This is a genomic window from Waterburya agarophytonicola KI4 (assembly GCF_020640915.1).
Lineage (GTDB): Bacteria > Cyanobacteriota > Cyanobacteriia > Cyanobacteriales > Xenococcaceae > Waterburya > Waterburya agarophytonicola.
The window spans coordinates 1-24,918 of record NZ_JADWDC010000005.1; the positions used below are offsets into that span (position 1 = coordinate 1).

Consider the following 24,918-nt stretch of genomic DNA (forward strand, 5'->3'; position numbering starts at 1 on the left):
CCTTACGATTTCAGACTTTTAATAAAGCTCAGATTATGACCGTCTGAAGTATAGATGTTGCCCATCCAGCAAAAAATGTGACTAATATGCCAAAGAGTAGAAGTTTAATAGTTATGGGGGTTTGTAGAGGAATTCGGGATTTGAACATGGTTTTAGATTCAGACATGATAGCTAATTCCCTTTTATTGTAGTCATCTTGCAACTGAAAAAACTACCGCGTTTTCAACCATTTCTATTTTTCCTTATTCCTCTATTCCTGAAACGATTTGCTTATTTAAAGTTTATCTCCCAGGTATTTAGCCACTGTTTCAACATCTTTGTCGCCTCTTCCCGAACAGTTAAACACGATACGATGATTCCCTGTTAATTGAGGGCAAAGTTTTTCGAGATAGGCAAAAGCGTGGGCGGTTTCCAAGGCGGGGATAATACCCTCTTGTTCGGATAACAAACGTAATGCGGCGATCGCTTCCAGATCTGTGACAGCATAATATTCTGCCCGTTGAGTATCTTTAAGATAGCTATGTTCGGGGCCAACACCAGGATAATCTAGTCCCGCACTAATGGAATGAGCTTCAATAATTTGTCCTTGATTATCTTGCAATAAATAGCTCATCGCACCGTGTAATATTCCTGGGCTACCTTCGGTTAAAGTAGCAGCGTGTTTGCCCGAGGCGACACTTTCCCCCGCAGCTTCTACTCCAATCATGCGGACGCTAGATTCGGGAATGAACTCATAAAACAAACCCATTGCGTTTGAACCCCCACCCACACAAGCAATTAAAATATCGGGTAGTCCGCCCCATTTCTCCTCGCACTGCTGGCGGGTTTCTCTGCCAATTACAGCATGAAAGTCCCTGACCATCATAGGGTAAGGATGAGGCCCAGCGACCGAACCTAAAATATAATGAGTACTTTCAACATTAGTTACCCAGTCGCGAATTGCTTGACTGGTAGCATCTTTAAGCGTACCCGTACCAGCAGAAACGGGTTCTACTGTTGCTCCCAATAGACGCATCCGAAAGACATTAAGCTTTTGTCTCTCCATGTCTTCTACGCCCATGTAAATAATACATTCCAAACCAAAACGAGCGCAGACAGTAGCAGTTGCAACCCCATGCTGTCCCGCACCAGTTTCTGCGATAATGCGCTTTTTACCCATACGAATTGCCAATAAAGCTTGAGCTAGGGCATTATTAATTTTGTGCGCGCCTGTATGGTTTAGATCTTCTCGTTTGAGATAGATTTCGGGGGTAAAATCTGGGCGAGTATAATGTTGGCTAAGACGTTCGGCAAAATAGAGAGGATTTGCTCTACCGACATAATCTTTTAATAGTCCCTGTAATTCTTGAGTAAATTCAGGATCGTTTTTATATTTATTGTAAGCAGCTTCCAATTCCGCTAAAGCAGGCATCAAAGTTTCTGGAACATACTTACCACCATAAGGTCCAAAACGCCCTAGTTTATCGGGTACTGAGGTTGAAGTATTTTTGATGGGAGTAGCAGTCATAAAAGTTTTTCTAAGCTTAATTTATTGTGGGGGAAGTCAGGGGTTCTGATATCCCTGGTTAATGATTTATTATAAAGTGAATCAAAATCATTCTCTTGTTTTGCAGCGGACTAATTATCTTCCGCGATCGCTTGTAAGGCAGCTTTGATTAACTGAAAATAAGGTGCTTGAGTCACATTAACTTCTTTTGCCTCATCTCTCGACTTGCCTAACAAACCAGTGGGATTTCCCTGACTGACTGCCAAAACATTGCCCCGATCGTTTCTGATCCGCAGTTCTTTGGGAGTTTTGCTGCATACATAGATTCTGCCACTATGAGTAAAAACTGCTTTTTGAATATTGTTTTGGATGGGTTTTTTAATTGGTTGATTTGTAGCAGAAATATTATTACTTGCTGGTGTTTGGGGCAATCTAACACCCACTAACTCTAATTCAATACTAGTATTACCCTGCCAATGGTTTTCTTGTAATTTATAAGCCAGATCCAAATATTCTGGTAACGGGCAATATTCCGCCCATCTCCAGGCTATAGCTTTGATTTTAGTTGATGAATTGGCTTCTTGTAGGGTTAGTTTGAGATGAATTTTTGCAGTTTTACCGATCGCTCTTTGTTCGACTACTCTAACATTCCGCGTCCAAAACACGGGGGGACTATTGCCAATTCCCCAAGGTTGCAAACCTTCTAACTGTTGGTATAGCTCAAAATCAATTTGGCTAAAACTAGCTTCCGCGTCTATCTTGACTAAAGGTTTGAGGTGTTCTACTTCTAGACATTTGTGAGCAAATTCCCTCAATCTTTGCTTGACTGCTTCCAGATTTTCGGCTAAGAAACTAAAACCCCCTGCTGCGCGATGTCCGCCATATTTACCTAGCAAGTCGCCACAGTAATTAAGGGCATCAAATACATTAAATTCATCGATGCTGCGTGCCGATCCGCGAATCATTAATGGAGTTTTGTTTGCTTCTTTTTTTTCTTTTACTTCCTCTTCTTCCTCCTCATAAGTGCCAATAAAAACGGGTACGCCATAACGCTCGACTAAACGAGATGCGACAATGCCAATTACTCCATGATGCCAACCAGCCGATACTACTACCAAAACTCGGCTTTCTTTCCAGGGAATTGGAGTAGATTCCACCAAAGCGATCGCTTCTTGTTCGATTTGTTCGCACAATTGACGGCGTTTGCGGTTAGTTTGTTCGCATTTATCCGCCCGTTCTAAGGCTATTTGAGGATCGTCTGTAGTCAATAGCTCAATTACCATTTGGGGGTCGCCAATCCGCCCGACAGCATTGATTCTTGGCCCCAAACGAAAGCCAATATCATCGGGTTTCAATTGCTTTTGGGTTTCATTAATTTCTGCTACTTCCATTAGTGCCTGAATACCGACTAATTCCGAGTTAGGCAAGGCTCGCAAACCTCTTTTCAGCCAACGACGGTTAACTCCAACCAAGGGGGCGAGATCCGCAATCGTACCTAGAGTAAACAGTTCTAAAATAGGGTTAGTCAGACCTTTAATTTTGCCCAAACTTTGAGCAGTAGCGATCGCCACGACATAGGCAACTCCCACCCCTGCTAATCCTTTGTAGGGAGAAGTCTCAGATAACATTTTGGGGTTTAAGATAGCATCGGCGGGAGGCAATTTTTCGGGTAAGTCGTGGTGATCGGTAATAATCACGCTCAAACCCAATTCTATCGCTCTGGCGATCGGTTCGTAAGCAGAAATACCATTATCTACAGTAAGGATCAAACCCACACCCTGTTCGGCGAATTCTTCCACAATACGCTCGTTGATACCGTAGCCGTCTTTCATCCGACTGGGGATAGCGTAATCTACTTTTGCCCCTAAATGTTTTAAGGCTCGCAATAATAGTGCGGTGCTAGTCATACCATCCGCATCATAATCCCCACAAATAGCAATTTGTTCCCCATCGGCGATCGCATTCTTAATCAACTCGACACTAGCTGCCAAATCTTTAAACTCAGACAAAGGGGAAGGCAAATCTTGAGATTCTGGCTCGATATATGTATGGGCTGCATCGGCAGTAGCAATATCGCGATTAATAATCACTTGAGCTACTAAAGGTAGTAAACCCGTCGAGACACTTAATTCTTTAGCAGTATCGGGGCTAGGGGTAGCAATTTGCCATCTTTGAGTAGGAAAGGATTGGCGGATCGAGCGATCGCTCATTATTCAGTTATATATACAGGGGCGATTAGCAGTATAACAATTAAATTAAAAGCGATCGACAGTAGTCTCGAATTGGGATCGCCTTTCAAATTGTTCGTCAATTTCTAGATCGGATTCGATTAATGGCTTGATTTGCTTTTCCCAATCACGACCAATTTGCACTGTAATATCTGATTGTAGATATCCCGTACTTTCAACCACTACTTCCCCCACGCCTAAAACAGATTTTACTTCTTCGGCTGCTTTGTCATCTCCAGATTGAGCAATGACTCTAGTTTTGGGTAAAGGATTTTGCCAATTTTTAGTAGCAAATACTCTTCTATAACCTGCTCCTCGAAGAGCATCCAATGCAGACTGCAATACCTGTTGATCTTTAGTACTATCCTGCACCGCAATTCGTATTCGGGGGTTAGTGACATTAAAACGATTGTCTAAACTGGCATATGTGTTGCGAACATTATTGTTATATTCTTTTTCGTAGGAAGGTAAATTAAAATGACTAACCATTAGCTTGTTTATACCTTCGTAGTTGGGCAACCAATAGCTAACAGGCTCGTCTCCACTATTAAAATCTCCTGGTAACATCATCATATTGATATGAGATCTATCTCTTTGAGAAGCAAAATTAGCCAGTGCCATCAACTCCCTAACAGTTAGGTTGGTATCGAGATGAGATTGAATTACTGAAAGTATTTTGGGAATCTTAACTACAGTTGCGGGTTTGAGAGTTTGCTCTACTGTAGAACGCATCAACATTTGCTGTCGTTGTACTCGTGATATATCGCCATATTCATCATAACGATAGCGCAGAAACTGCATCGCTTTATCGCCATCCAAGTGCTGAATGCCTTTTTTGAGGTCGATATAAAGGTGTTGGCTAAAATCTGTATACTTCATATCTTTGGGTACATTAACCGTCACGCCACCCAAAGCATCAATTAGTTTTTCTACCCCTTGGACATTAACCCGCACATAGCGATCTATATTGATTCCCCCCAGTAGCTCGCTAGCCGTAGAAGCTGCCAAAGCGGGGCCGCCATACTCGTTGGCGTGATTTATTTTTCTAACCCCATGTCCGTCAATATAAATACGAGTGTCTCTGGGGATGGATAATACCGATACTTTTTCTTTCTTGGGATCGAACCGTAGGAGCAACATACTATCGCTCAAACCATCAAAGGAATTAACTAGATGCAGATAACCAACATCTTGTTTTTCATAATCTATTCCCTTTTTATCCAGATCGGAGGTAATTACTTTGATGCCTAGTACAAGAACATTTACGGGACGGTCTAGTTCTGGTAGGGTAAGATTCTTCACACTGACAGTTTTTTCTTGACTAAAAACTTTTTGTTCTTCAGGACTCAACTCTACCTTTTGTAGAGGAGAGGCGGTAGATAGAGCAACAGCTAGAAATGCACCTACTCCCGCTGATACTAGAGAAACACCCGCTAAACCTAAACCGACTAGAATTGCTCTTCTCTTATTCAATTTCCGTTTTTTAATGGTTGGATGATAGTTAATTGAATCAACCCTAGCAGAGGAATTTCTGCCTGAAGGGTTGGTTTGATAAGCTTTTCTAATTGGCACTCTCTCGCCCTCATGCTAAATAAAAATTAATTATGTTTTTAAAAGAAAATTAAGATATCTATATACACAAATGTAATTCAATTAATATTAACAGCTATTTGTTAGTAAAAATACTTAGAGCAGAAATTATTGTCTGATAGACCGTATACTCTACCGCGATTGTATTTGATTTTAACTTTTTCACTAAAGTAACGACAGTTTAAATTAGTGGCAACCACAAGATACATAACTTCGTCATGTTGGTGGTTGCTTATAAAACTCGATCTATTTTATCTGTTGACGACAAGCTTTTATGACTCAAGCGAGACATTAAGAATATACAAGCTACAAAATAGGCTGTAGTCAAAATAGTATTGGCATAAAGCAAGCGAAAAGCAACAATTCCAGTAGTATTAGAGGCACCTAAAGAAAGGGAAGTATATGAGATTAACCAAATTAAAACTAAATTAAGAGACAGACGACTGGCTTTTTTTTCTGACCGATGTTCTGCTAAATTGCTCTCATTGTTTGGTTGGGGTCGATACAATGTCCAAACAGCAGGAATAACCCCTACAACAGGTAATAAGTAAATCCATAGTTTGAGATGTCGCTCTATTTTTTGGGAATTTAATAATCGGTTATTCATGGATATTTTTGCTGAATGATGAATGAAAATGGGACAACCGAATTAATTGAGCATGAAATTACCGCCATTGTCTTGGCAGGGGGAGAAAGCTCTCGCATGGGACGAGATAAAGCTCTTCTAAATATGGGTGAGAATACATTGTTGTCTCATGTTTGTTTGATTGCTCTAGAAGTTGCTACTAAGGTTTATGTGGTAACTCCCTGGATTGAAAAATATCAATCTATTTTGCCTCCAAATTGTCAACTAGTTAAAGAGGAATTGGTTTTAAATACAAGATCTAATACGCCTATTATTGGCTTTCATCAAGCTTTACAGCTAGTTCAAACAGAGTGGGTATTATTACTGGCGTGCGATCTACCTTACTTATCCTCGTTTCAAGTAAAACAGTGGTCGAAAACTTTGGCAACAGTATTACCCACAGAAATTGCTCTTTTACCACGTCATCCCAAAGGTTGGGAGACTTTGTGCGGTTTTTATCGTAGCAACGCTAGATCCTCCCTAAAATTTTATCTAGACAATGGTGGTCGGTCTTTTCAAGGTTGGTTGAAAAATCTTGCGGTCAGAGAGTTGAAAATGAGCGATCGCACTTGTTTGTTTAATTGTAATACTCCCGCAGATTGGAAATTGATTAGCGATCGCTAATAGCTTCTGGTTTCAGTTGTTTGAGATAGAGGAGATCGAATTCTCTACTTCTCAAACCCACAAGTCGATGTAGACAAAGACTGCTTCAGATATTTGTTTGTTAGGGTTGTCAAACTGAAAATAGTCGATAGAATCGGAAATAGTGAAATAGTATTGTCCTCATGGGATAGTTATTCTTAAAAATAAATGGCGATCGAATCTCGTACCCAGTCTAGAAAGACTAATAGTCCTCAAGTCAAGCTGCAATATTTCGGACAATCTATTTGGTCGCTAATTCTATCCTGGCAAAGATTGGATTGGGTTTTGTTGATATCTATAATGGTATTAACCACATTTGGCGGTTTGACAATCTACAGTACGGAATTAGGAGAAAGACACGACTATAGTTATCAACATTGGACAATTAGCATTCTGGGTTTAGTTGTCGTTATGGTGTTGTCTCGTTGGCGTTATCAGATATTGTTGCGTTGGTATTGGTTGATTTATGCTTTAACCAATATTTCTTTGATTGCCGTAATGATAACAGGGGTAACTGCTAAAGGCGCGCAACGCTGGATTGCGATCGCAGGATTTAACGTCCAGCCTTCTGAGTTTGCCAAAATTGGCATGGTGATTGTCTTAGCAGCACTATTACACGACCGAGACGCAGCAGATCTTAAAACAGTGATCCGCACCCTAGCAATTACTGCCATTCCTTGGGCGTTAGTTTTTTTGCAGCCAGATTTGGGGACTTCCTTGGTTTTTGGGGTAATGCTAATTAGTATGCTCTATTGGGCGAATGCTAAAACAGGTTGGTTGATTTTGATGATTTCCCCCTTATTTTCGGCAATTCTTTATCATTTGTATCTCCCTGGTTGGGTCATGTGGGTTTTAAGCGTGGCGGGAATTACTTGGCTGACTTTACCCTCAAAAGTTGTTTCTACCCTAAGTGCGGTGGCGATTAATTTGGGTGCGGTGGAATTAGGTAATTTTTTCTGGGGGCTCTTGAAAGACTATCAAAAAGCCCGATTGATTATGTTCCTCGATCCCGAACAAGATCCTCTGGGAGGTGGCTATCATTTAATTCAATCTCGTATTGCCATTGGTGCTGGGAAAATGTGGGGACAAGGATGGCATCAAGGAACGCAAACGCAGCTTGATTTTATTCCCGAACAGCATACAGACTTCATTTTTTCGGCGGTGGGGGAAGAATTTGGCTTTGTTGGCAGTATTGTTTTGTTGGGGGTGTTATGGCTCATTTGTATGCGCCTAGTTTGGATTGCTTGTACTGCTAAGGATAACTTTGGTTCATTGCTGGCGATCGGAATTCTGGCGATCGTCGCTTTCCAAGTAGTAATCAATCTCAGCATGACAATTGGACTTGCTCCTATTACGGGTATTCCCTTACCCTGGATGAGTTACGGGCGATCTTCTTTGCTTTCAGGATTTTTAAGTATTGGTATCGTGGAATCAGTTGCCAATCATCGAGAAATAAAAACTAGGCGTTCTTATTAAGAGAATATTTAAACCCTGATTATTTACCAATCATTGTTAGTTTCGTAGCCGAGCTTAATTAGAACATCTCCAAATATTTGTTTGAACTCTTGTTTGTGGCGATCGCCAAATATTTCTCGCCACTCCCCCGTTCGACCAGAACGAAGATGAGACTTTTGATTGACTATTCCTTTTTTACGTCTACTTTGATTTTTGAAACTAAATTTATCAGCAATTCCAAGGCAATTCTGAATTGCTTCTTCATTAAAACCATAGTGTCGAAAAATTTTAGCAAAAACGGCTGATTCGTTTGTAATTAGATCTTCGTATTTAAACTCAATAAAGTGTGGATTGTTATAATTCCAGCGAGACATTTCTTCGATCGTTTCTTGGGAAGTCCCCCTCATTTCTGCTAGTAAACCTTCTTCCCGATTGAAAGAATGAAGATATTGTTGATAAGTCAAATTCTTCAAGTTTTTGCGAGGAATGTGCGCCCATTCTTCTTTTGTCCACAAATGATAAAAATACCCCGATATAATGATATCTCGCGGGTCACGAATCATATGAGAGCCGATGTAGTCGGGCAGCTTTGCTACGTCTACCCGACTCATATACTCCATAAAAATATCTGTGTCCCTTCTGAGATCGCTTTGGATGGAATTTTGAAAATTTAAGCCATAATATCTAGCGATACTTCTCAAGATTCTAATAAACCAGGCAGTACCCACTTTGTGATAACAGCAGTGGACGATTAATTTTTTCTCACTGTCATCAATGAAAGGAGTTCTAAATTTTTGCTTGACTGTAGACTCTAAAGGCGTGTAAAACAGGGGTAACATGATGATAGTTAGTTCAAACCAGCCTCAAAGTTAATACTAGATATATCTAAATATAAATCATACATACTAATTTGAGATCCTTGCTTCTTTCACACTTCAGTTAAAGACAATTTTGTAAAGACAACGTGAAGAGATCGGAAAAAACTTGACTAAACTGGTCATATTTACTTACCCATAAGACTCTATTTTCTCTTTCCCATCAGGCATTGTAGGAGCGAATTTTCTCAAGCCTATATATTGTTGGAAGATATGCCACAAATAAAGAGGATTGAGAATAGCATAACGCTGCCACAATCTTTTTGGCTCTTGAGTCAGACGGAAAAACCATTCCAAACCTGCATCTTGCATCCATTTAGGAGCTTGGGGTAAAGTTCCAGCATGAAAATCAAAAGCAGCACCGACAGCCAGAATTGGAATATTGAGCAAGTTACGGTATTCATAAGCCCAAGTTTCTTGTCTCGGACAACCCAATCCTAAGAAAACAGCACTTGCACCCGAATCTTTAATTCGTTGTACCAATGCCAACCTTTCAGATTCGTCAAGTCTTCTAAATTTGGAAGCTTCCATGCCCGCAATTTTTAACCCAGGATACATTTGAGCCAAATTGTGAGCGAACTTTTCGAGAGTTTCTGTCTTACTACCATAAAGGTAGATGCTCAAGCCCTCTTTAGTTAATGATTCTGCTACTTTTAAGGTTAAGTTGGGTCCGTATACGCGATCGGGTAGTTCCTTGCCGTGCAACCAAGACAATGCCCATCGAACGGGCTGCCCGTCGGGTACGACTAGATCCAAGCCATTCAATCGTCTAGCATGAACCCGATCTAGAAATCCCGTCATTACACCGTGTACGGCTAAAGCACTTACAGAACAAGCTTCTTTGGTTTTAGCTGCCGAAACAATGCGATCAACGGCAGAATCATAATCTACCGCATTGATATTAATTCCTAATATAGAATGTTTTCCTTGGTCAATCATTGTTCATTCCATCTTTCTACGCCACTTTCGTAAATCTCTGTCAAGATTTGGTTGATGTTGTATTTGAGCGACCAATCTGGATAGTGAGATTTGAATTTTGCTAGATCGCTGATATACCAAATGTGATCCCCGCTACGGTTGTCATCTGTGTAGGAGTAGTCGAGCTTTTTACCTGAAAGTTTTTCCGAAATTTCGATCGCCTCCAGCATCGAGCAATTGCTGTCTCTACCGCCACCAATATTGTATATTTCAGCCACACGGGGGTTTTTGTAGAATTCGTAAAAAGCAGCGATCAAGTCTGAAGAATGAATGTTATCGCGGACTTGCTTTCCTTTGTAACCATAGATGGTATAAGGTTTGCCAATGGCAGTACACTTGACCAAATAGGCAAGAAAGCCATGAAGTTCCGTACCAGAGTGGTTTGGCCCTGTCAAACAACCCCCTCTAAAGGAAGCAGTACGAATGCCAAAATAGCGTCCGTATTCTTGGACTAAGACATCCGCTGCAACCTTGGAAGCCCCAAATAAAGAATGTTTGCAGTTGTCAATACTCATGCTTTCGGGTATACCTGCATAGTATGGGTGAGATGAATCTATTTCCCAACGCTTTTCTTCCTCGATTAGAGGCAAAGCATTAGGAGTATCTCCATATACTTTGTTAGTAGATGTGAAAATAAATACCGCATCGGGACAGTATTCACGAGTTGCTTGCAATAAATTTAGAGTACCGTTGGCATTAACAGTAAAGTCAGAAAAGGGATCGCTGGCAGCCCAGTCATGGGAGGGTTGAGCAGCAGTATGAATAATTAAAGAAATATCACTACCATAGTGTTGGAATATTTCTTTAATATCTTCGTAGTCTCTAATATCTACTTCTTTATGCTGATAGTTATCAATTTCTTTTTCTAATCTTTGGCGATTCCATTTAGTAGAAGCTTCTTCGCCAAAGAAAAATTTCCGCATATCGTTGTCAATACCGACAACATTCATACCAATGCTGCTGAAAAACCTGACAGCTTCGGAGCCAATTAAACCAGCCGAACCAGTGATAAGTGCTACGCCCATACTTAACTTTATTTCTAATTATTTATTTAACTTGTTTCTAAGCTTGTTCCTTCAAACCCAACCAAAAGATTTAGAATCTAAATATTTTGGCTTATTTTTTGCGTATTTTCTACTACGTAGATTCACGAGTAATTTTAGTAATATTACTATGGAACTTGTGAATATGTCGATAGCTAATTGGCAAACTTCATGATAAAAATATTTGGACAAAAAAAATGTAACGATGGTATGATTACTAAGTTTAAAAAAACAACTTTTAACCTTTTAAGTAGAAGCTACTCAAGCAAATAATTCATGATTTACTTGATATAGGAGATAAATTTTCAGGGGGTAGGTAGTTAACTATATTTCAAGATTTTGTTGTCTAGGATCGAGTCAGTATCAGACATGGATTAGTTATTTTTGTTTGAGTATTATATAGTCATTTAGTTAAAAAATTATCATTATGTTAATTGGAATATTTGAAGTTAGCGAACCAAACCATTACTCTGCGGTAAACGGTTTAGTGAAAACTTACGCTAGCAATCCTGACAATGAAATAATAGTTTATACCCTACCTTCAATTGAAAAAGCACTTGTAGAAAATGGCTTGCCCGAGAACTGTAAATTGGTAATCTTAGCAGAAAATCAATCTTTGAAAAAGCTTTTAGATAGTGCAGAAAAGATTGCTTTTGATCGCATACATATTTGTACTATTTTTGATAACTATCTTGAATTTGGCAAGTTCAAACCTCAAACAAAAGATATATATTTCCACGTACATCAAATTGAAGAATGGTATAACGATGATTTTAGCCGTGCCATTAATACCTTGATTCCTAGTTTAAAAAATAAGGATCAAAATAGACAATATTCTCGTATTATTGCGCGGGCAGTCCGCGATTATTTAGTTTATCGACCTATTCGTCAAAAAATGTTAGATAATTTTGATCGCAACTATAATTTGCAGTTGATCGTTCATAGTGAAGGACAAAAGGAAGCTTTGGAGGAGTATTCTTGCAAATCTCCCATTACGATCTTTCCTTTTGCTATTTATGAAGGAATGGAAGATTCTTCCCAAGACAACAAAGTGTTACGAATTTGTATACCAGGAGTGATTACTCAAGCTAAACGAGATTATTTAAGCTTTTTTGCCGTTTTAGAAGAAAATGCTGCTATTTTGAGCGATCGCATCGATCTTTATTTATTAGGCTATGTTACGGATCGCGAGAAAGATGAAATGGGAGCAGCAATTGAGAAATTAATTAATAGTGGTTATCAAGTTTGCTATCACGATACATTTGTCTACGGAGAGGAATTCGATAGAGCGATCGCCAATTGCGATATATTATTAAACAATCAATTTATTAGCAAAAATAGTACAGAAGTTTATGGTAAAACCAAGGAATCTGGCATGATCTTTAATATGCTCAGAGCAGCGAAGCCTGGTTTTTTACCTAAAGAATACAATGTTTCTGAAGAATTTTACGAGTGTACTTTGTTTTTTGACAGTTACGAGCATTTAGTAGAGTTGATTAAGGATCTTGCCAAAGATCCACAACAATTGTCACAACTTAAATCCTCTGCCCAAAAGTTATCTAAGAGTTATTTACCCAACAATCTTTATCCCAGATTGGTAGGTAAGTAAGCATAATTAAATTAGAAACTCACGGTGATTCAACTTATCATCGTTGAGTTATTTGTCGCGCCATGCGATCTATTTCTTGTTGCAACGCGGTATTCCATCGATCGCGATCTTCACTAAGGTCTAGCTCTCGTAGTGATAGTCCTCTAATGGCAGCAGCGATCGATTCTACTGAATTATCAACCACTATCGCCCAATCTCCAAAGAGTTTTTGGGTTAAAGTGGTTTTGCTAATCACCAGTTGCGTATCGGAAGATAGTGCTTCACAAGCACCACTGGGTTGAGTTGCATTACTAGTAGTTAAAACCAACGCAGCAAGACTGGAACAAAGCATATTATGATATTCTTCTAGAGCTAAAAAACCAGTCAAACTAACATTATTTAATTCTTTAAGGCTAGCTGCTGTTGCCGAATCTAGCTTCTTAACATCGGCCGTGACTACAAACTGATATTCTGCTAATTCCTTCATGGTTTGAATTAGTAACTCGACAGGCTCATCCCAAGGATCGAAAGAAGCAATGACCAAAATTTGTTTTGCTTGGCGTTGTAGAGGGGAGGATGGTGCAATCGACACAATGGGGTCTGAGATGGTAAATAGTTGAGAATCAGGAGAGATCTTGCTAACCAACTGATACATTTCAGAGTTATGGACAATTATGCCCAAAGCATCTTGCAATAAAGTTTGGCTCAAAGGTAGTTTTTGCCACATTTCCACTTGAAACAAGGGGTTGTGAGCGTCAATTATATAAGGTGTTTTGGTTAACCAAGCAGGTAAAGCACTAAATGTAGGAGGACATTGAGCCACTACAAAGTCTGGCTTTTTCAGCCAAATATCTTTGATGCTAACAATTAATTTAATTAGATAATCTAAAGGTCGTAGATATTTACTGCTAAATAAATGAGGGATAAATTTTAGTTCGCAATTAATGGAGGGAGCTAGGACTTCTGGTCTTCTTTGATATTTTTTCCAGACTAAAAATAAACCAGAGGCTTTTTTTATTGTTGTATTATCAGGCATTATGAAAAATATATTTACTATAGTCTCTAAAAAAGCAATTATTCTGTAAAAACTTGGCAGCGATCGCTTTTTATCACCATCAATTTAATTTTACTCTTAGATTCTCTTAGATTCTCTCTGAGTCCCAAGTAATATTTTCTTTAATAACTTTAGCTGGAATACCCGCAACGACAGTATTACTCGACACATCTTGGGTTACTACCGAAGCAATACCTACTACAGAATCTTGGTTGATGGTAACTCCCTTAAGAATTTTAGAATAGGCTCCAATCCATACGTGGTCTGCAATCTTAATGTTCTGGGCTAGATTGATCCGCTTGCCACTGGCTAAATCGATAATTGAATGAGAATCGCCATTACGAATGTCAATACTATAAGCAAACAAACAATTCTTGCCTATTTCAATCGAAGAATTGGGTTCGGTGATAGAAATATCTACATTGACAATATAAGTATTGTCTCCAATTGATAAGTTGCAATTGCGATCTTCGATCCAAATTTTACCTCCATTGGTAAATCGACAGTTTTTGCCAATATAAATATTATGGTCGCAACCACGAATATAAAAAGTCACATTTTCAATAATTGCCTCTGCGCCGATGACGATTGTATTGCGATCGCCATTAATATCAAAACTAGAATTTTTAACTATAGAATTATTGATATCTATTTTATTGGATTTGCCCTCAATCTTGGTATGGTTATTAGTTGATTGCCACTTGACAAATATTTTTCTTATAATGTCCCTAGTTCGAGGATAATCAGTCAAATAAATGTTCGCTTTTTTTGCCCAGTGATATATTTGATATGTTTTGTTCATTGTTCTTAATCTCTTCGTTCGACTGTTGCCAATGAAATAAATTCATAAGTTAACGACAGACGGCTTTGATTGACATCACTACAATAATTGATGGCGGTAAAAATCTAGCTTGAAAAAAGTAGTTTTAATATATGTTTTAAACATATCTGAGAATAACATCTAGCTTTTGATAAGAATTTTTCTCAATTAATTTATTAGATCGTACTTTCAGATAAATAATTAGACTTTTATAATAATTAATGAAAATATATACTTTTGGAGCATTGGGAACTACTCGTGTAGAAATATTGTGGTCTCTCAGACCAAAAGATCGAGATCCAATCTTCACTCCATATATCGATGGAGCTAATCATATAGAAGTTGATTCGATTCAAGATTGTGAGATCGCTATTTATCCCCGACGAGTTTTCCACCCAGAAACTTTAGAATTTGACGATCGCGTTTATGATGCAGCGACCAAGGCAAAAAGATATAATAAGCCGCTGATCGTCGATGGGACCAGCGATTCTGATGTGTTTTTGAATCTACCAAATACTCATATATTACGTTGCGGTTTATATAAAAGCTTGCAGCAACCATTTGAGACAGAATGTCCTTTTTGGAGTAATTATAGGACCAAAAATAAATTAGATGCGCTCAAGATTTCATCTAAACCCAAAAAACCGACAATTGGTTTTTGTGGGACTACTTCTTCCATGGGTACTTTATCAAATATAGCAAAGTTTGCTGCACCCAGTATCCTGACTAAATATATCCTATCTCAAGGAAAAAGAGCTTCTCAGGTTGATATTAGACTCCGAGAAGGCATGAGCCTCAAGTTAAGAGAAATAGCAGTTAATTTACTAACCTCGGACAAAAGACTAAATAGTTATTTCGACCTCACGAATGATCATAAAAGTTACTATTCTAATGACGAAAATAATCGTATTGCTCTAGAAAATTTATTTATTGAAAATACTAGTAAATCTGACTATATTTTGTGCGTTAGAGGGACGGGTAATTATTCAGGACGTTTTTATATGGCATTAAATGCAGGAAGAATACCAATAGTTTTAGATACAGATCTTGTAATTCCTTTTGAAGATAAGCTTCATATAATCAAAATTTCTCTCGAATCTTTAGCGCAAATAGGAGACATAATTTTAGAACACTTTGAGAACACTACTGAAGGAGAATTTAAGGCAATTAAAGCGCAAAATCGCGAGGTATATCGCCAGTTTATAGCTCCCGAACGATTCTTCAATAATTTTATTAATAATATTGTGGAGTAGAGAATGTTTTAGGATCGATCGAGATTACTTATCTAGACGTCATTTTATTACTTGACGATTTAAAAGATAGAGAAAAATGTAGCTCGCTCAGTTGAGATTGAATATAAGACAATAAGCCATTGATAAAGATCACTATACCGAACATTTCTAGTAATTCTTCAATACTAGAAGCGATGCCATATATAGTTGTATATCCATAATTATCGGCTATATAACCTCCTACTAGCTCCATTCCCAAAGCTCCACCAACATAAACTGCTCCAGCTAAAATAAATAGCGTTCTTGTTTTAGTAGGTAAATTTTGAATAAATTTTCTAAAAGCAATCAGAAAAACAATTAATAAAAAGAATGCAGGAATAACCCAAGTAAAATATAAGATACCTTTTGCATTAATTGCTCCCCGCAAAATAGGAATTAATAGCTCGTGGATACTACAGGCTTCATCGAAAGCTAAAAATAAGAAAATAAAAGATAGTGCTTTCCAATGTTTGACATATTTAGCTTTTTGGGTTTTTCTGAAGGTAGTAATAATTGCCAAAAGATAACTACAAAATCCTAAAGCTAAAGCAGAATATAAAGAAGGAAAATTAGATTCCTGGTCAAAATTAAAGTAATGAGAAATAAGCTCTGTACCGTTAGTAGCATTGAACCAATAAACAATTACTCTTTCTGTGAGATTAAACAGAACTAACAAGGCAATTATTGAAAGCAAGAATCTCGTAACTCTTTTAGCGGATAGGTTATATACAGGTAGCTCGAATTGCTCTGAAACTTGACTAGACCTCATAAATATCTGTAGTTAACTCGATACTGAACGACGGTCTATTAATAATACCTTAACCCAATAATAATTTTATACCCACTGGTTCTTAACTTTATACAATATTTATCCGATCGAGTTATGGCGATCGATAGCAAAGTCTTCTGCTTGTTACCAATAAAAAACTCGACATAAGTTACTTAGATCGAGAAACATAAACTATCGGAAATGACTTTTTAATTTATTCATAGCCGACTAGGAGCTTCTTTCAAAGCTCTCGCCACTGCTTTCCAAGCAGATTTGGGTTCGTATTGCTGGTCTAACAATAAAGGGCGTACTGCTGCACCATCCTGTCTGGGGGCAAAACTAGAAATCCAAGTATGGCGATCGCTCAATCCCCAACTAATAATTGTGGTAACAGCAGGCTCATCTAGTACTACAGAAAGATATTGATAATAAGCTTCCGCCACAGCGCGATCGCGTTCGGCAATATTTTTAGGTAGTTTATTATCTCTGACATCTAATTCTGAGATAATAATTTTAATACCCATACTGGCGACATCACTTAAAAACTTACGAAATTTCTGAGCATCAAACTCTTTATTACGATGTCCTTCAAGATGACTTTGAATTCCTAAGGCATGAACTGGCGTACCTTTAGCTTTCAACCGTTCTAATAAGCGAAGAATGGCTGCTCTACGCTGTTCTTCGTAGCTGCTACCAAAAGGATTGCTGTAGGTTAATCCATTATCATTGTAGGTCAAGATTGCATTGGGGTCGGCTTCGGCTGCGATCTTAAAAGCACGTTCGATATAGTCTGGTCCGAGGAAATTCAGCCAAGTACGATATTTTTCTCCTCGAACACCACTTTTAGTAGTATCTTTTAAATTATCGCTACGACCATCTTCCACTCTGATCGCTTCGTTGACTACATCCCAAGAGCTAACTTTTCCTGCATGACGCTGGGCTATTGTCTTAATATGATTGGTAAAAATTGTATCAATTTCACTATTAGTAGTCTCGCTAGCCTTGAATTTATTAATTAACCAATCTGAATTAAACTCATTCCAAATTAAAGGATGACCTCGAAAATCAAGCTGATTTTGATTGGCAAAATTGAGAAAAGCATCAGTTTGACTAAAATTATAGTTGTTATTACCAAATGGACCTACAGTAACGCCAAAGAAGCCTCCAACTACAACCTCATATTCTCGGGTAAAAATTCTTTGAAACTTTTGATCGTTAGAAATATCTGTGTGAGATCTTTGAGTAAAGCCACCATATTTAATACCTTTTGCTGCTGCTAATTGACGTAAGGTTTCTCCTCTAGCTTTATTATTTTGTTTAGTTAAATTATTAATATATTCCCTCACTTCCTCTGCTTGTGCAGTAGAAGACAGGTGTTTATGTACCAAACTTAAGGCACTGAAACCACCCAATCCTAAAAGAAATGAACGTCTTCCTTTTTGATATTTGTTTTTAGTCATAGAACTAGATTCTTGACTTCATAATAGCTTTACATTATTAAGTTTATCCTTAAAAAATAAAAATTTACCTCTGTATATTTATCTATATTCAAGTTATAAAAATCGCAATCATTATGTTATTAAGATATCATTGAAATCAAGTAGATTGATTGTGATATTTATAAATAGCTCCCCAAAGAAAAACCATTAATAAAAATTCTGATGCAATTGTTGCCCAAATAGCTCCATGCCAGCCATAGAGAGGAATTAGCCAGAAGTTTAATAAACCATTAAAAATCGCTACTATTACTTGAGCCGTAGTTCTAACACTTTGATAGTTTGCTCCAGTTAAGGTATCTGCTGCAAAAAAGTGCATGGTTCTAAAGACAATTGTTGGTGACAACCAAATCAAAGCAGCAGCAGAATCTTGATACTCCGAACCTAATATCTTAGGTATGATTGGAGAGCAAATGGCAATGCCTGCAATGGCTATCATAGAGTATGCCAAAGACATAGGTAATAGTTTTTTGCATAGAGCAAAGCTACCTTTAATACCCGAAGCTCCCTGTTGAAAAAACTTTCTAAACGAAGCTAATGCCACTGACTGTATGGGAGTAAATGCTACGTTTAAAATCTGGTAGGCAGCACCGTATATCCCCGTGGCTTCTAAAGTAGACAACTTCGCCAACATTGACTTGTCTAAGTCATTGTAAATATTCTGAGCTGATATACCCACCGCAAAAGAAAGTCCCAATCTTAATTCTTTTCCTACCTTAGATAGATTAAATTTAGGATAAGCAACTTGCTTGATTACTAAAAAAGTTGACATCAAAGATGCAACGAATGTAGCAAAACAATATAATATGCACCAAGTTAATATACTGTGGTCGTCAAAACAAAGTAAAAAGAGTACGGATGCAAAGGATCGATTGAGAGCAACCATGATAATCGATTTAGCAGTATGACTAATCAACCCAACAGCAATAAAAACATCTCTAGTAGTATCATTTAACCTTAAAAAAATTAGATTGGCTAAGGAAACTAAAAATACCGCCCAGATAGAAATACCAGGTATGGGTATAAATTGATAAATTATTAAGATTAAAGAAGTAAATATAGAGCCAAAAATTAGAGTTTTAAGGATTGTTGTTCCCCAATATTCTCTAAACAAAGTGCGATCGCGAGAAACATTTTGAATTAAGACTTCTCCTGCCCCCAAACTGGCAAAAGGAATAAAAATAGAAACAATCGCAACTATACCGACATAAGCTCCATATCTTGTTGGCTCGAAGGTACGAGCTAAAATTACAAAATAAACCCCTTGAACGCCTAACTTTAAAATAAATGACTTAAAAATCGTCAAAGAGTTTTTTAATGTTTTACTTTGCAATAGATTATTAAACTTTGAATCAGACCTCTTTTTTGACATTAATTAATTAAGTAGATGCTACTACCTTTTTCTCGGTTATTACTTGAGTTTTTATTTTCATTGAATATATGGAAGCTAAAGCTACAATCCAAATACTGCTTGAAGAAAAGAAAGAAACTTCTGTCATATTCAAAAATACAGTATATATCAAAAACAAGAAAATCCAGAGCATTCGCAGATCTTTAGATACTAAATACTTGAATAAAGAGTTAAATAAACAGCTAAAATAGCCAAGAGTAAATACGCACAAACCAACAAGTCCTAGATTTAACCACAGTTGAATATATCCGTTATGGGAGTGTACGGGAGACCAATCATGTATCTGCCAAAGTAAATTTGCTTCGCGACTTTCACCAGAAAAGAAACTACCGTAGCCATAACCCAGTAGAGGTTTTTCTCTAATAAATTGCCATAAAGTATCCCACAGAATTGTCCTTCCAGAGAGAGTTACATCTTTATCATTAACAGTCAGAAATGCGTTGAAATTTGCTAAAAATAAAAATAAAATTATAACGGTAGAAATTGAAAACATCAAGAGGATCAATACGCTTTTTTTCGATGTTATTGATAATCTTTTCAACCCTTGAGCTGTCAAAAAAATAAAAAGTACGCTCATCAAAGCAGTAGCAGATTCTCCAAAATAAATTATTAATACTGACAAGAAACAGCAAACTTGAAAGAACAATTTTTTTTGCCTATCTTTACTTATGATTGAAGAAAAATAGAAGGTCATAAATCCAACAAACATAGCTTCTCCTAAACCATTTTTGTGAGGAAAAATTCCTTGCCATGCACCCACAATAGCATCGGTATTCATAATTCCATACTGCGGTAAAGCTAGGGCGAAGATATAGCTAAAAAATAAAGCAATTCCAAAAGTCCAGCTATAAACTTTTAATTGCTCTTCAAAATTGTATCGAGAACTCAGATAAACCCCGAATAAAGTTGCTCCAATTAAAGAAACAACTTTTCTAAATGCTATATGAGGTACAGAAGACCAAGATATAGAAACAACAGCCAAGCCGAGCAAGAATAGCAGCCATAAATTACTATTTAAAATAGTTAAAGTTCTCTGCCAGCGAAAGGCAAGCAGGATTAGAGTAACAAAATATATACCTATAAAAACCATCCGCAGTAGGGGACTATCTATATCTCCTTCTCCTACAGTGTTGCCCAAAATGATGGGATAAAATCCATTTGAAAACAACAATAAAGATATCACTGTAAATATATTTTCAAATGGACGAATTGACTGTTTCATCTTGTTCTACCAATGCTGGAAACTATTGCTATACATCGATCTCTACCTCCCACACCATCCCACAGGCTGTAAACTAGCAATGCTTTGCATATCAATTATTTGTAGGCAATTGAAAGAAAAACGTATTAGGGGGAGAGATTTTAAAAATTATTTTTAACTAATATTAGATTCAATCAATTTTTAAATATTAGTTATAAATATTAGTTACATACAAAGACAAACTAAAATAAAGAGATCGCATTTATTGAATCCAATTAATTACTATTGACGCAATGCGATCGGGTATTTGATTCTATAAAAATCAAATACCTAACTAGCGATCGTATTTAATTGTTGTTTTGCTCTTTGTAATAGTAACTATTGTAGTAATAGGGTTCTCGATTCATGTCTGCTCCATTGACAATTACACCCAACACTTTTAGTCCAGTACTGTCTAACATTTTTTTCGCAGCAGAAGCACTGCCATAATCTGCCACTCCAGGACGTACCACGAACAAAAATCCATTTACAAGTTTGCCAATAATTTTGGTATCGGCAATACCAATAATAGGAGGAGTATCAAAAATTACTTGATCGTAGTGTCGAGCTACATTATCGATAAAAGCTTTCATAAAAGCAGAATCAAGCAAGGCAATAGGATGATCGGGAATAGTTCCTGCGGTCAAAACATCTAAATTTGGCATGACATTTTGTACGCCATCTTCCCATTGAGTTTCATGTTTGAGGACATTACTCAAACCGACTTGGTTGGAAATTTCCCATATATGATGCTGAGTAGGGCGACGCATATCCGCATCTACTAGCAAAATTCTTTGACCGCATTGAGCGCGAGCTACAGCTAAATTAGCTGAGACAGAAGATTTACCTTCTTGGGGAACGGAACTGGTAATAGCAATAAGTTTTTGTTCGGTATCGCTATCCAAAAGTTTGAGATTGACTTGAATATTTTGATAAGCTTCCTTAAGAGGAAGCATCGAAACATCGGTTACTACTTGCTCTGGCAAGTTTGCCGTAGTCGTCCCTGCCAACTGCAATTGACCTTTTTCGGGACTTAAGCTTAAATTAGGAACAATACCGTGTAGGGGATAAGCAAACAGATCTTCTACTTCTTGAGTATTTTTGATGGTGTTATCTTTCAAATCGAGCAAGAAAGCCAACGCCATGCCAAACAAAGCTCCCATCATAGCTCCCGCAGCGACAATAACCTTACCATCAGGATTTACCGGATCTTCTGCTAGGGCTGCATTTGCTACTACGCGCACTTTATCATTATCCTTATTAACCAGAACATCTATTTCTTGCTTTCGGGACAAAAGAGTGTTGAAATTCTTTTGAGCAGCTTCTACTTTGCGCTGTAGCTCTCTTTGTTGCTGTTGCAATTGTGGTAAATTATCCGATCTGCGCTGGTAAGCACTGTAAGTATTTCTCAAAGAGGCTAACTTTTGCTCCAATCCTTCTTTACGCAGTCCCAATTCACCATATTGAGCTAACTGAGCTTGTTTTAGTTCTCCCAAACTAAGGATATTGATTTTGCTAGTTAAATTGCTTGGTTGACTGCCTAAAGTACTAGCAATTTCTCGTTCCAAAAGAGCATTTAGATCGGCTTCCTCTTCCTTGAGACTAACAATTTGAGGCGCACTATCAGACAGAAAGTTTTTTTTCTGAGCTAAGGCAACTTTCACATCTTGTAGTCGACCCAGTACTCTTTGGACGCTGATAGACTGACTGAGGGAACTGACCGCAGAAGCTTCCTGCCAAGTCATGTTTAGTTGAGTCCCCAATCGATTAAATTGAGCATTAATGTCTTTTAATTCTGCTTCAACTCCGTCAATTTGACCTTCAACTCCAGAGAGTGAATCAATTGTAGTAGTGGTTATGCCATCAATGTCGGGTATGCGATTGCGATTTTTGAACTGGCGTAGTTCTTCTTCCGCTTGTCTGACATTATCTTCTGCTTTGGGCAGTTCTGATTCTAGAAAATTTCTGGCTTTTTCTACTTCTCTACGACTAAATAAAGCATAGTCTTCCCTGTATATTTCTACCGCGCGATCGACAAATGCCACCGCAACATCGGGGTCGGGATCTGCATAGCTTACCTGTAATAATTCTGTGCCAATCACAGGCTCTACTTGAAGATTTTTGGCTACATTCTTATAAGTTAAAGTTTTACCATTTTTATCTTTGAGTTCTAATTCTTTAATTAGTTTTTCGACGATGGGTCGAGATTGAAGAATTTTCGCTTCAGTCTCTAGAGGATCTTTAGAATCTAAAACTCGGGTTTTACTTTCTCCTGCAACTCCTTTAATCCCCAATACGTTTTCTGTATTATCTGGTTTAATTTGTAATTGTGCCTCGGCTTCAAATACTTTCTCTGAAGTCAAAGCAGCAATTAAAGAAATTCCCAATATTCCCGCGAAAGTTGCCGTAGCTGGTACCCAACGACGTTTGATAACCTGCCAATATCGATTAAAGTCTATATATTCTTCTAAATGTAAGTTAGGATCCATAAATCTTAATTGATGAACTTACTGTAATTAAATTTATTTATGTTTGAACTATTATTTTTGGTTAGTTTGGGCTTCAATACGCACCTTTGGCAAAAAAGACAACCTGCACTGTTTGTAAAAGAATTTTGAAATCCAGCCCTAATGACCAATTCTCGATATATTCAAAGTCTAGATTAAATACCCCATCTGAATCCGTATCAGAACGACCGCTAACTTGCCACAAACCAGTGATACCAGGAAGAACTTCTTGACGAAAATAGTGACCTTGAGCAAATTTAGCTACATCTCTAACAGGCAAAGGACGAGGACCAACCAAACTCATTTCACCTCGAAGTACATTAAATAGTTGAGGTAGTTCGTCGAGACTATAGCGTCGCAAATATTTACCAACTTTTGTAATACGAGGATCGTCTTTTATTTTAAATAAAATGCCACCCTGTATTTCATTTTGAGTTTCTAGTTGCTGTTGTAACTCGCTGGCATTCTCGACCATAGTACGAAACTTCCAGATTTGAAAGTGATTGCCTTTTAATCCAACCCTAGTTTGTTTGTATAAAATAGGACCAGGAGATCCCAGTTTAATTAAAGCTGCGATCATCGACATTGGTATGCCAATAATGACCAAAAGAAATAAAGAAACTACAATATCAAAAATACGTTTGCTAAAGAAATCAATCCCAACGATCGCAGACTGAGCTAGTCTAATTGTGGGTACGCCAATGATGGTATCAATTTCTGCTGGTCTTTCTGGTAATTTGATATTAATTGGTAAAATACGCCAATTTACCCCAATTGTTCTTAGTTTCCAGTATAAACTGGCTGTTCCTTTGATTGATTCCCAAGAACAGATAAAAACTTCATCTAGCTCTTTGTCATTTATTCTATCTAAAGTTAAATGTAAAGAATCCTCATCATCAAAATCTGATAAGTCTAGTTGTCCAGCTATTTGAAATACTTCGCTACTTTCTAAAAGAAGCTTCGATCTTTCTAACTCTTCTGGATTACCAATGAGCAATATTTTTTGTCTTAGGGGAGTATGCTTCTGGCGCACGTATGACCAAATCCAGTTAAGAAGCGTACGTTGAAAAACAATTAAGAAGGTAGTCAATAGAGATGCAGCGATCAACTGATAAATAGTATCTGAATTATAAAATCTCAATACAATTGGTACTACGGCCAAATGAGATAATAGAACCGCTTTAATTGAGCTAAAAACTTTTCTACTCTTGTCACCTTTGCGATACAAATCAAAAGCAGAAAATAAGAAGATCGTAAACACTAACACAGTCAAAAATAAACTGTATATTTCCGCGTTTTGACTCATTATATTGACTTTAAAGTCCTGCCAGCTTGAAGCATATGCCATCGACCAACCAAGCCAGAGAGCAAGACTATCTACGACTACTAAAATAACTATTTTGGATCTATAGGAAAACTCTTTTCCTGCTAACTTGATAGAGCCAGGGGAGCGAAGATCTCTAGTCTCAGCTATTTCACTATCTACATAGCCTTTACCTATTCCGTAATCTGGAGGGCTGGAAAACTTATCTAACATAACTTGCTTTTCAATTTATTTTTTAGTGCTGAATCAGATCGCTGAAATTTCACTAGTTCAATCGGCTACTTAGCCTAAGTAGCTTGATAAAGGGGAGGTTTCATCTACGATTCAACAAAAGTCTTCTCACGATAATTGAGGTTCAAAAAATTTTAATAAATATCTACATAATAATAACTAAGTATTTCTATTTAAGAGAATATACGCAAGTTATAGATTAATGTATAACTCAGTGTTTGCTACCCTGTCAATTAATTATCTTAAAACTATCTTCTGCTTTATACGAACTTTACTAACAACGCA

Annotated in this window: 19 protein-coding genes; 4 read left to right on the plus strand and 15 right to left on the minus strand. The window is 37.5% G+C overall.

Features of this window, described 5'->3' with window-relative positions; genetic code table 11:
- Nucleotides 1–274: 274 nt before the first annotated feature.
- From trpB to I4641_RS02985, 4 genes are all read right to left on the minus strand, one after another.
- A complete protein-coding gene (trpB, locus tag I4641_RS02970) occupies nucleotides 275–1,507 on the minus strand; it encodes a tryptophan synthase subunit beta (RefSeq protein ID WP_229638960.1) in 1,233 nt (410 codons plus the stop codon).
- A gap of 110 nt (nucleotides 1,508–1,617) precedes the next feature.
- Nucleotides 1,618–3,696 carry a single-stranded-DNA-specific exonuclease RecJ gene (gene recJ, locus I4641_RS02975; protein ID WP_229638961.1) on the minus strand — a complete coding sequence of 693 codons (2,079 nt, stop codon included), beginning with the start codon at nucleotides 3,694–3,696 and terminating at the stop codon, nucleotides 1,618–1,620.
- A gap of 45 nt (nucleotides 3,697–3,741) precedes the next feature.
- Nucleotides 3,742–5,286: an LCP family protein gene (locus I4641_RS02980; RefSeq protein WP_229638965.1), complete on the minus strand. Its 1,545-nt coding sequence runs from the start codon at nucleotides 5,284–5,286 to the stop codon at nucleotides 3,742–3,744.
- A gap of 250 nt (nucleotides 5,287–5,536) precedes the next feature.
- Nucleotides 5,537–5,911: a hypothetical protein gene (locus tag I4641_RS02985; protein ID WP_229638966.1), complete on the minus strand. Its 375-nt coding sequence runs from the start codon at nucleotides 5,909–5,911 to the stop codon at nucleotides 5,537–5,539.
- Nucleotides 5,912–5,926: 15 nt separating this feature from the next.
- Between I4641_RS02985 and I4641_RS02990 the strand changes: the two genes are divergently transcribed.
- Nucleotides 5,927–6,553 (plus strand): molybdenum cofactor guanylyltransferase, encoded by a 627-nt coding sequence (locus I4641_RS02990; RefSeq protein WP_229638967.1) that lies wholly within the window; start codon nucleotides 5,927–5,929, stop codon nucleotides 6,551–6,553.
- Nucleotides 6,554–6,739: 186 nt separating this feature from the next.
- A complete protein-coding gene (gene rodA, locus I4641_RS02995) occupies nucleotides 6,740–8,047 on the plus strand; it encodes a rod shape-determining protein RodA (RefSeq protein WP_229638969.1) in 1,308 nt (435 codons plus the stop codon).
- Nucleotides 8,048–8,070: 23 nt separating this feature from the next.
- Here rodA and I4641_RS03000 read toward each other — a convergent pair whose 3' ends face one another.
- The 3 genes from I4641_RS03000 to I4641_RS03010 all read right to left on the minus strand — a co-directional run bounded on the left by I4641_RS03000 (nucleotide 8,071) and on the right by I4641_RS03010 (nucleotide 10,904).
- Nucleotides 8,071–8,865, minus strand: coding sequence for a sulfotransferase domain-containing protein (locus tag I4641_RS03000; RefSeq protein WP_229638970.1), 795 nt, complete (start codon nucleotides 8,863–8,865; stop codon nucleotides 8,071–8,073).
- Nucleotides 8,866–9,033: 168 nt separating this feature from the next.
- A complete protein-coding gene (locus tag I4641_RS03005; protein ID WP_229638972.1) occupies nucleotides 9,034–9,840 on the minus strand; it encodes a WecB/TagA/CpsF family glycosyltransferase in 807 nt (268 codons plus the stop codon).
- Nucleotides 9,837–10,904 carry an NAD-dependent epimerase/dehydratase family protein gene (locus I4641_RS03010; protein WP_229638973.1) on the minus strand — a complete coding sequence of 356 codons (1,068 nt, stop codon included), beginning with the start codon at nucleotides 10,902–10,904 and terminating at the stop codon, nucleotides 9,837–9,839. Before I4641_RS03010 ends, I4641_RS03005 begins: the two co-directional genes overlap by 4 nt.
- 445 nt (nucleotides 10,905–11,349) lie before the next feature.
- On the opposite strand from I4641_RS03010, the gene I4641_RS03015 reads away from it, so the two are divergent.
- Nucleotides 11,350–12,531, plus strand: a complete 1,182-nt coding sequence (locus tag I4641_RS03015; protein ID WP_229638974.1) for a hypothetical protein — start codon at nucleotides 11,350–11,352, stop codon at nucleotides 12,529–12,531.
- 37 nt (nucleotides 12,532–12,568) lie between these two features.
- Here the strand turns inward: I4641_RS03015 and I4641_RS03020 are convergent, their stop codons facing one another.
- Together I4641_RS03020 and I4641_RS03025 are read right to left on the minus strand one after the other, a co-directional pair.
- Nucleotides 12,569–13,546 carry a glycosyltransferase gene (locus I4641_RS03020; protein ID WP_229638975.1) on the minus strand — a complete coding sequence of 326 codons (978 nt, stop codon included), beginning with the start codon at nucleotides 13,544–13,546 and terminating at the stop codon, nucleotides 12,569–12,571.
- A gap of 106 nt (nucleotides 13,547–13,652) precedes the next feature.
- Nucleotides 13,653–14,366 (minus strand): acyltransferase, encoded by a 714-nt coding sequence (locus I4641_RS03025; RefSeq protein WP_229638977.1) that lies wholly within the window; start codon nucleotides 14,364–14,366, stop codon nucleotides 13,653–13,655.
- A 239-nt stretch (nucleotides 14,367–14,605) separates the two neighbouring features.
- Between I4641_RS03025 and I4641_RS03030 the strand changes: the two genes are divergently transcribed.
- Nucleotides 14,606–15,637, plus strand: coding sequence for a hypothetical protein (locus tag I4641_RS03030; protein WP_229638978.1), 1,032 nt, complete (start codon nucleotides 14,606–14,608; stop codon nucleotides 15,635–15,637).
- 28 nt (nucleotides 15,638–15,665) lie between these two features.
- Here I4641_RS03030 and I4641_RS03035 read toward each other — a convergent pair whose 3' ends face one another.
- The 6 genes from I4641_RS03035 to I4641_RS03060 all read right to left on the minus strand — a co-directional run bounded on the left by I4641_RS03035 (nucleotide 15,666) and on the right by I4641_RS03060 (nucleotide 24,615).
- Nucleotides 15,666–16,424 (minus strand): DUF8692 domain-containing protein, encoded by a 759-nt coding sequence (locus I4641_RS03035; protein WP_229638980.1) that lies wholly within the window; start codon nucleotides 16,422–16,424, stop codon nucleotides 15,666–15,668.
- 218 nt (nucleotides 16,425–16,642) lie between these two features.
- Nucleotides 16,643–17,884 (minus strand): endo-1,4-beta-xylanase, encoded by a 1,242-nt coding sequence (locus I4641_RS03040; protein WP_229638981.1) that lies wholly within the window; start codon nucleotides 17,882–17,884, stop codon nucleotides 16,643–16,645.
- A 136-nt stretch (nucleotides 17,885–18,020) separates the two neighbouring features.
- On the minus strand, nucleotides 18,021–19,226 hold the full coding sequence (locus I4641_RS03045) for an oligosaccharide flippase family protein (protein ID WP_229638982.1): 1,206 nt from the start codon (nucleotides 19,224–19,226) through the stop codon (nucleotides 18,021–18,023).
- Nucleotides 19,227–19,299: 73 nt separating this feature from the next.
- Entirely contained in the window at nucleotides 19,300–20,553 is a 1,254-nt protein-coding gene (locus I4641_RS03050) for an O-antigen ligase family protein (RefSeq protein ID WP_229638984.1), read from the minus strand.
- A 326-nt stretch (nucleotides 20,554–20,879) separates the two neighbouring features.
- On the minus strand, nucleotides 20,880–23,060 hold the full coding sequence (locus tag I4641_RS03055; RefSeq protein ID WP_229638985.1) for a GumC family protein: 2,181 nt from the start codon (nucleotides 23,058–23,060) through the stop codon (nucleotides 20,880–20,882).
- A gap of 73 nt (nucleotides 23,061–23,133) precedes the next feature.
- The gene (locus tag I4641_RS03060) at nucleotides 23,134–24,615 is read right to left on the minus strand and encodes a sugar transferase (RefSeq protein ID WP_229638986.1); all 1,482 of its coding nucleotides are present in this window, start codon (nucleotides 24,613–24,615) and stop codon (nucleotides 23,134–23,136) included.
- Nucleotides 24,616–24,918 lie beyond the last annotated feature (303 nt).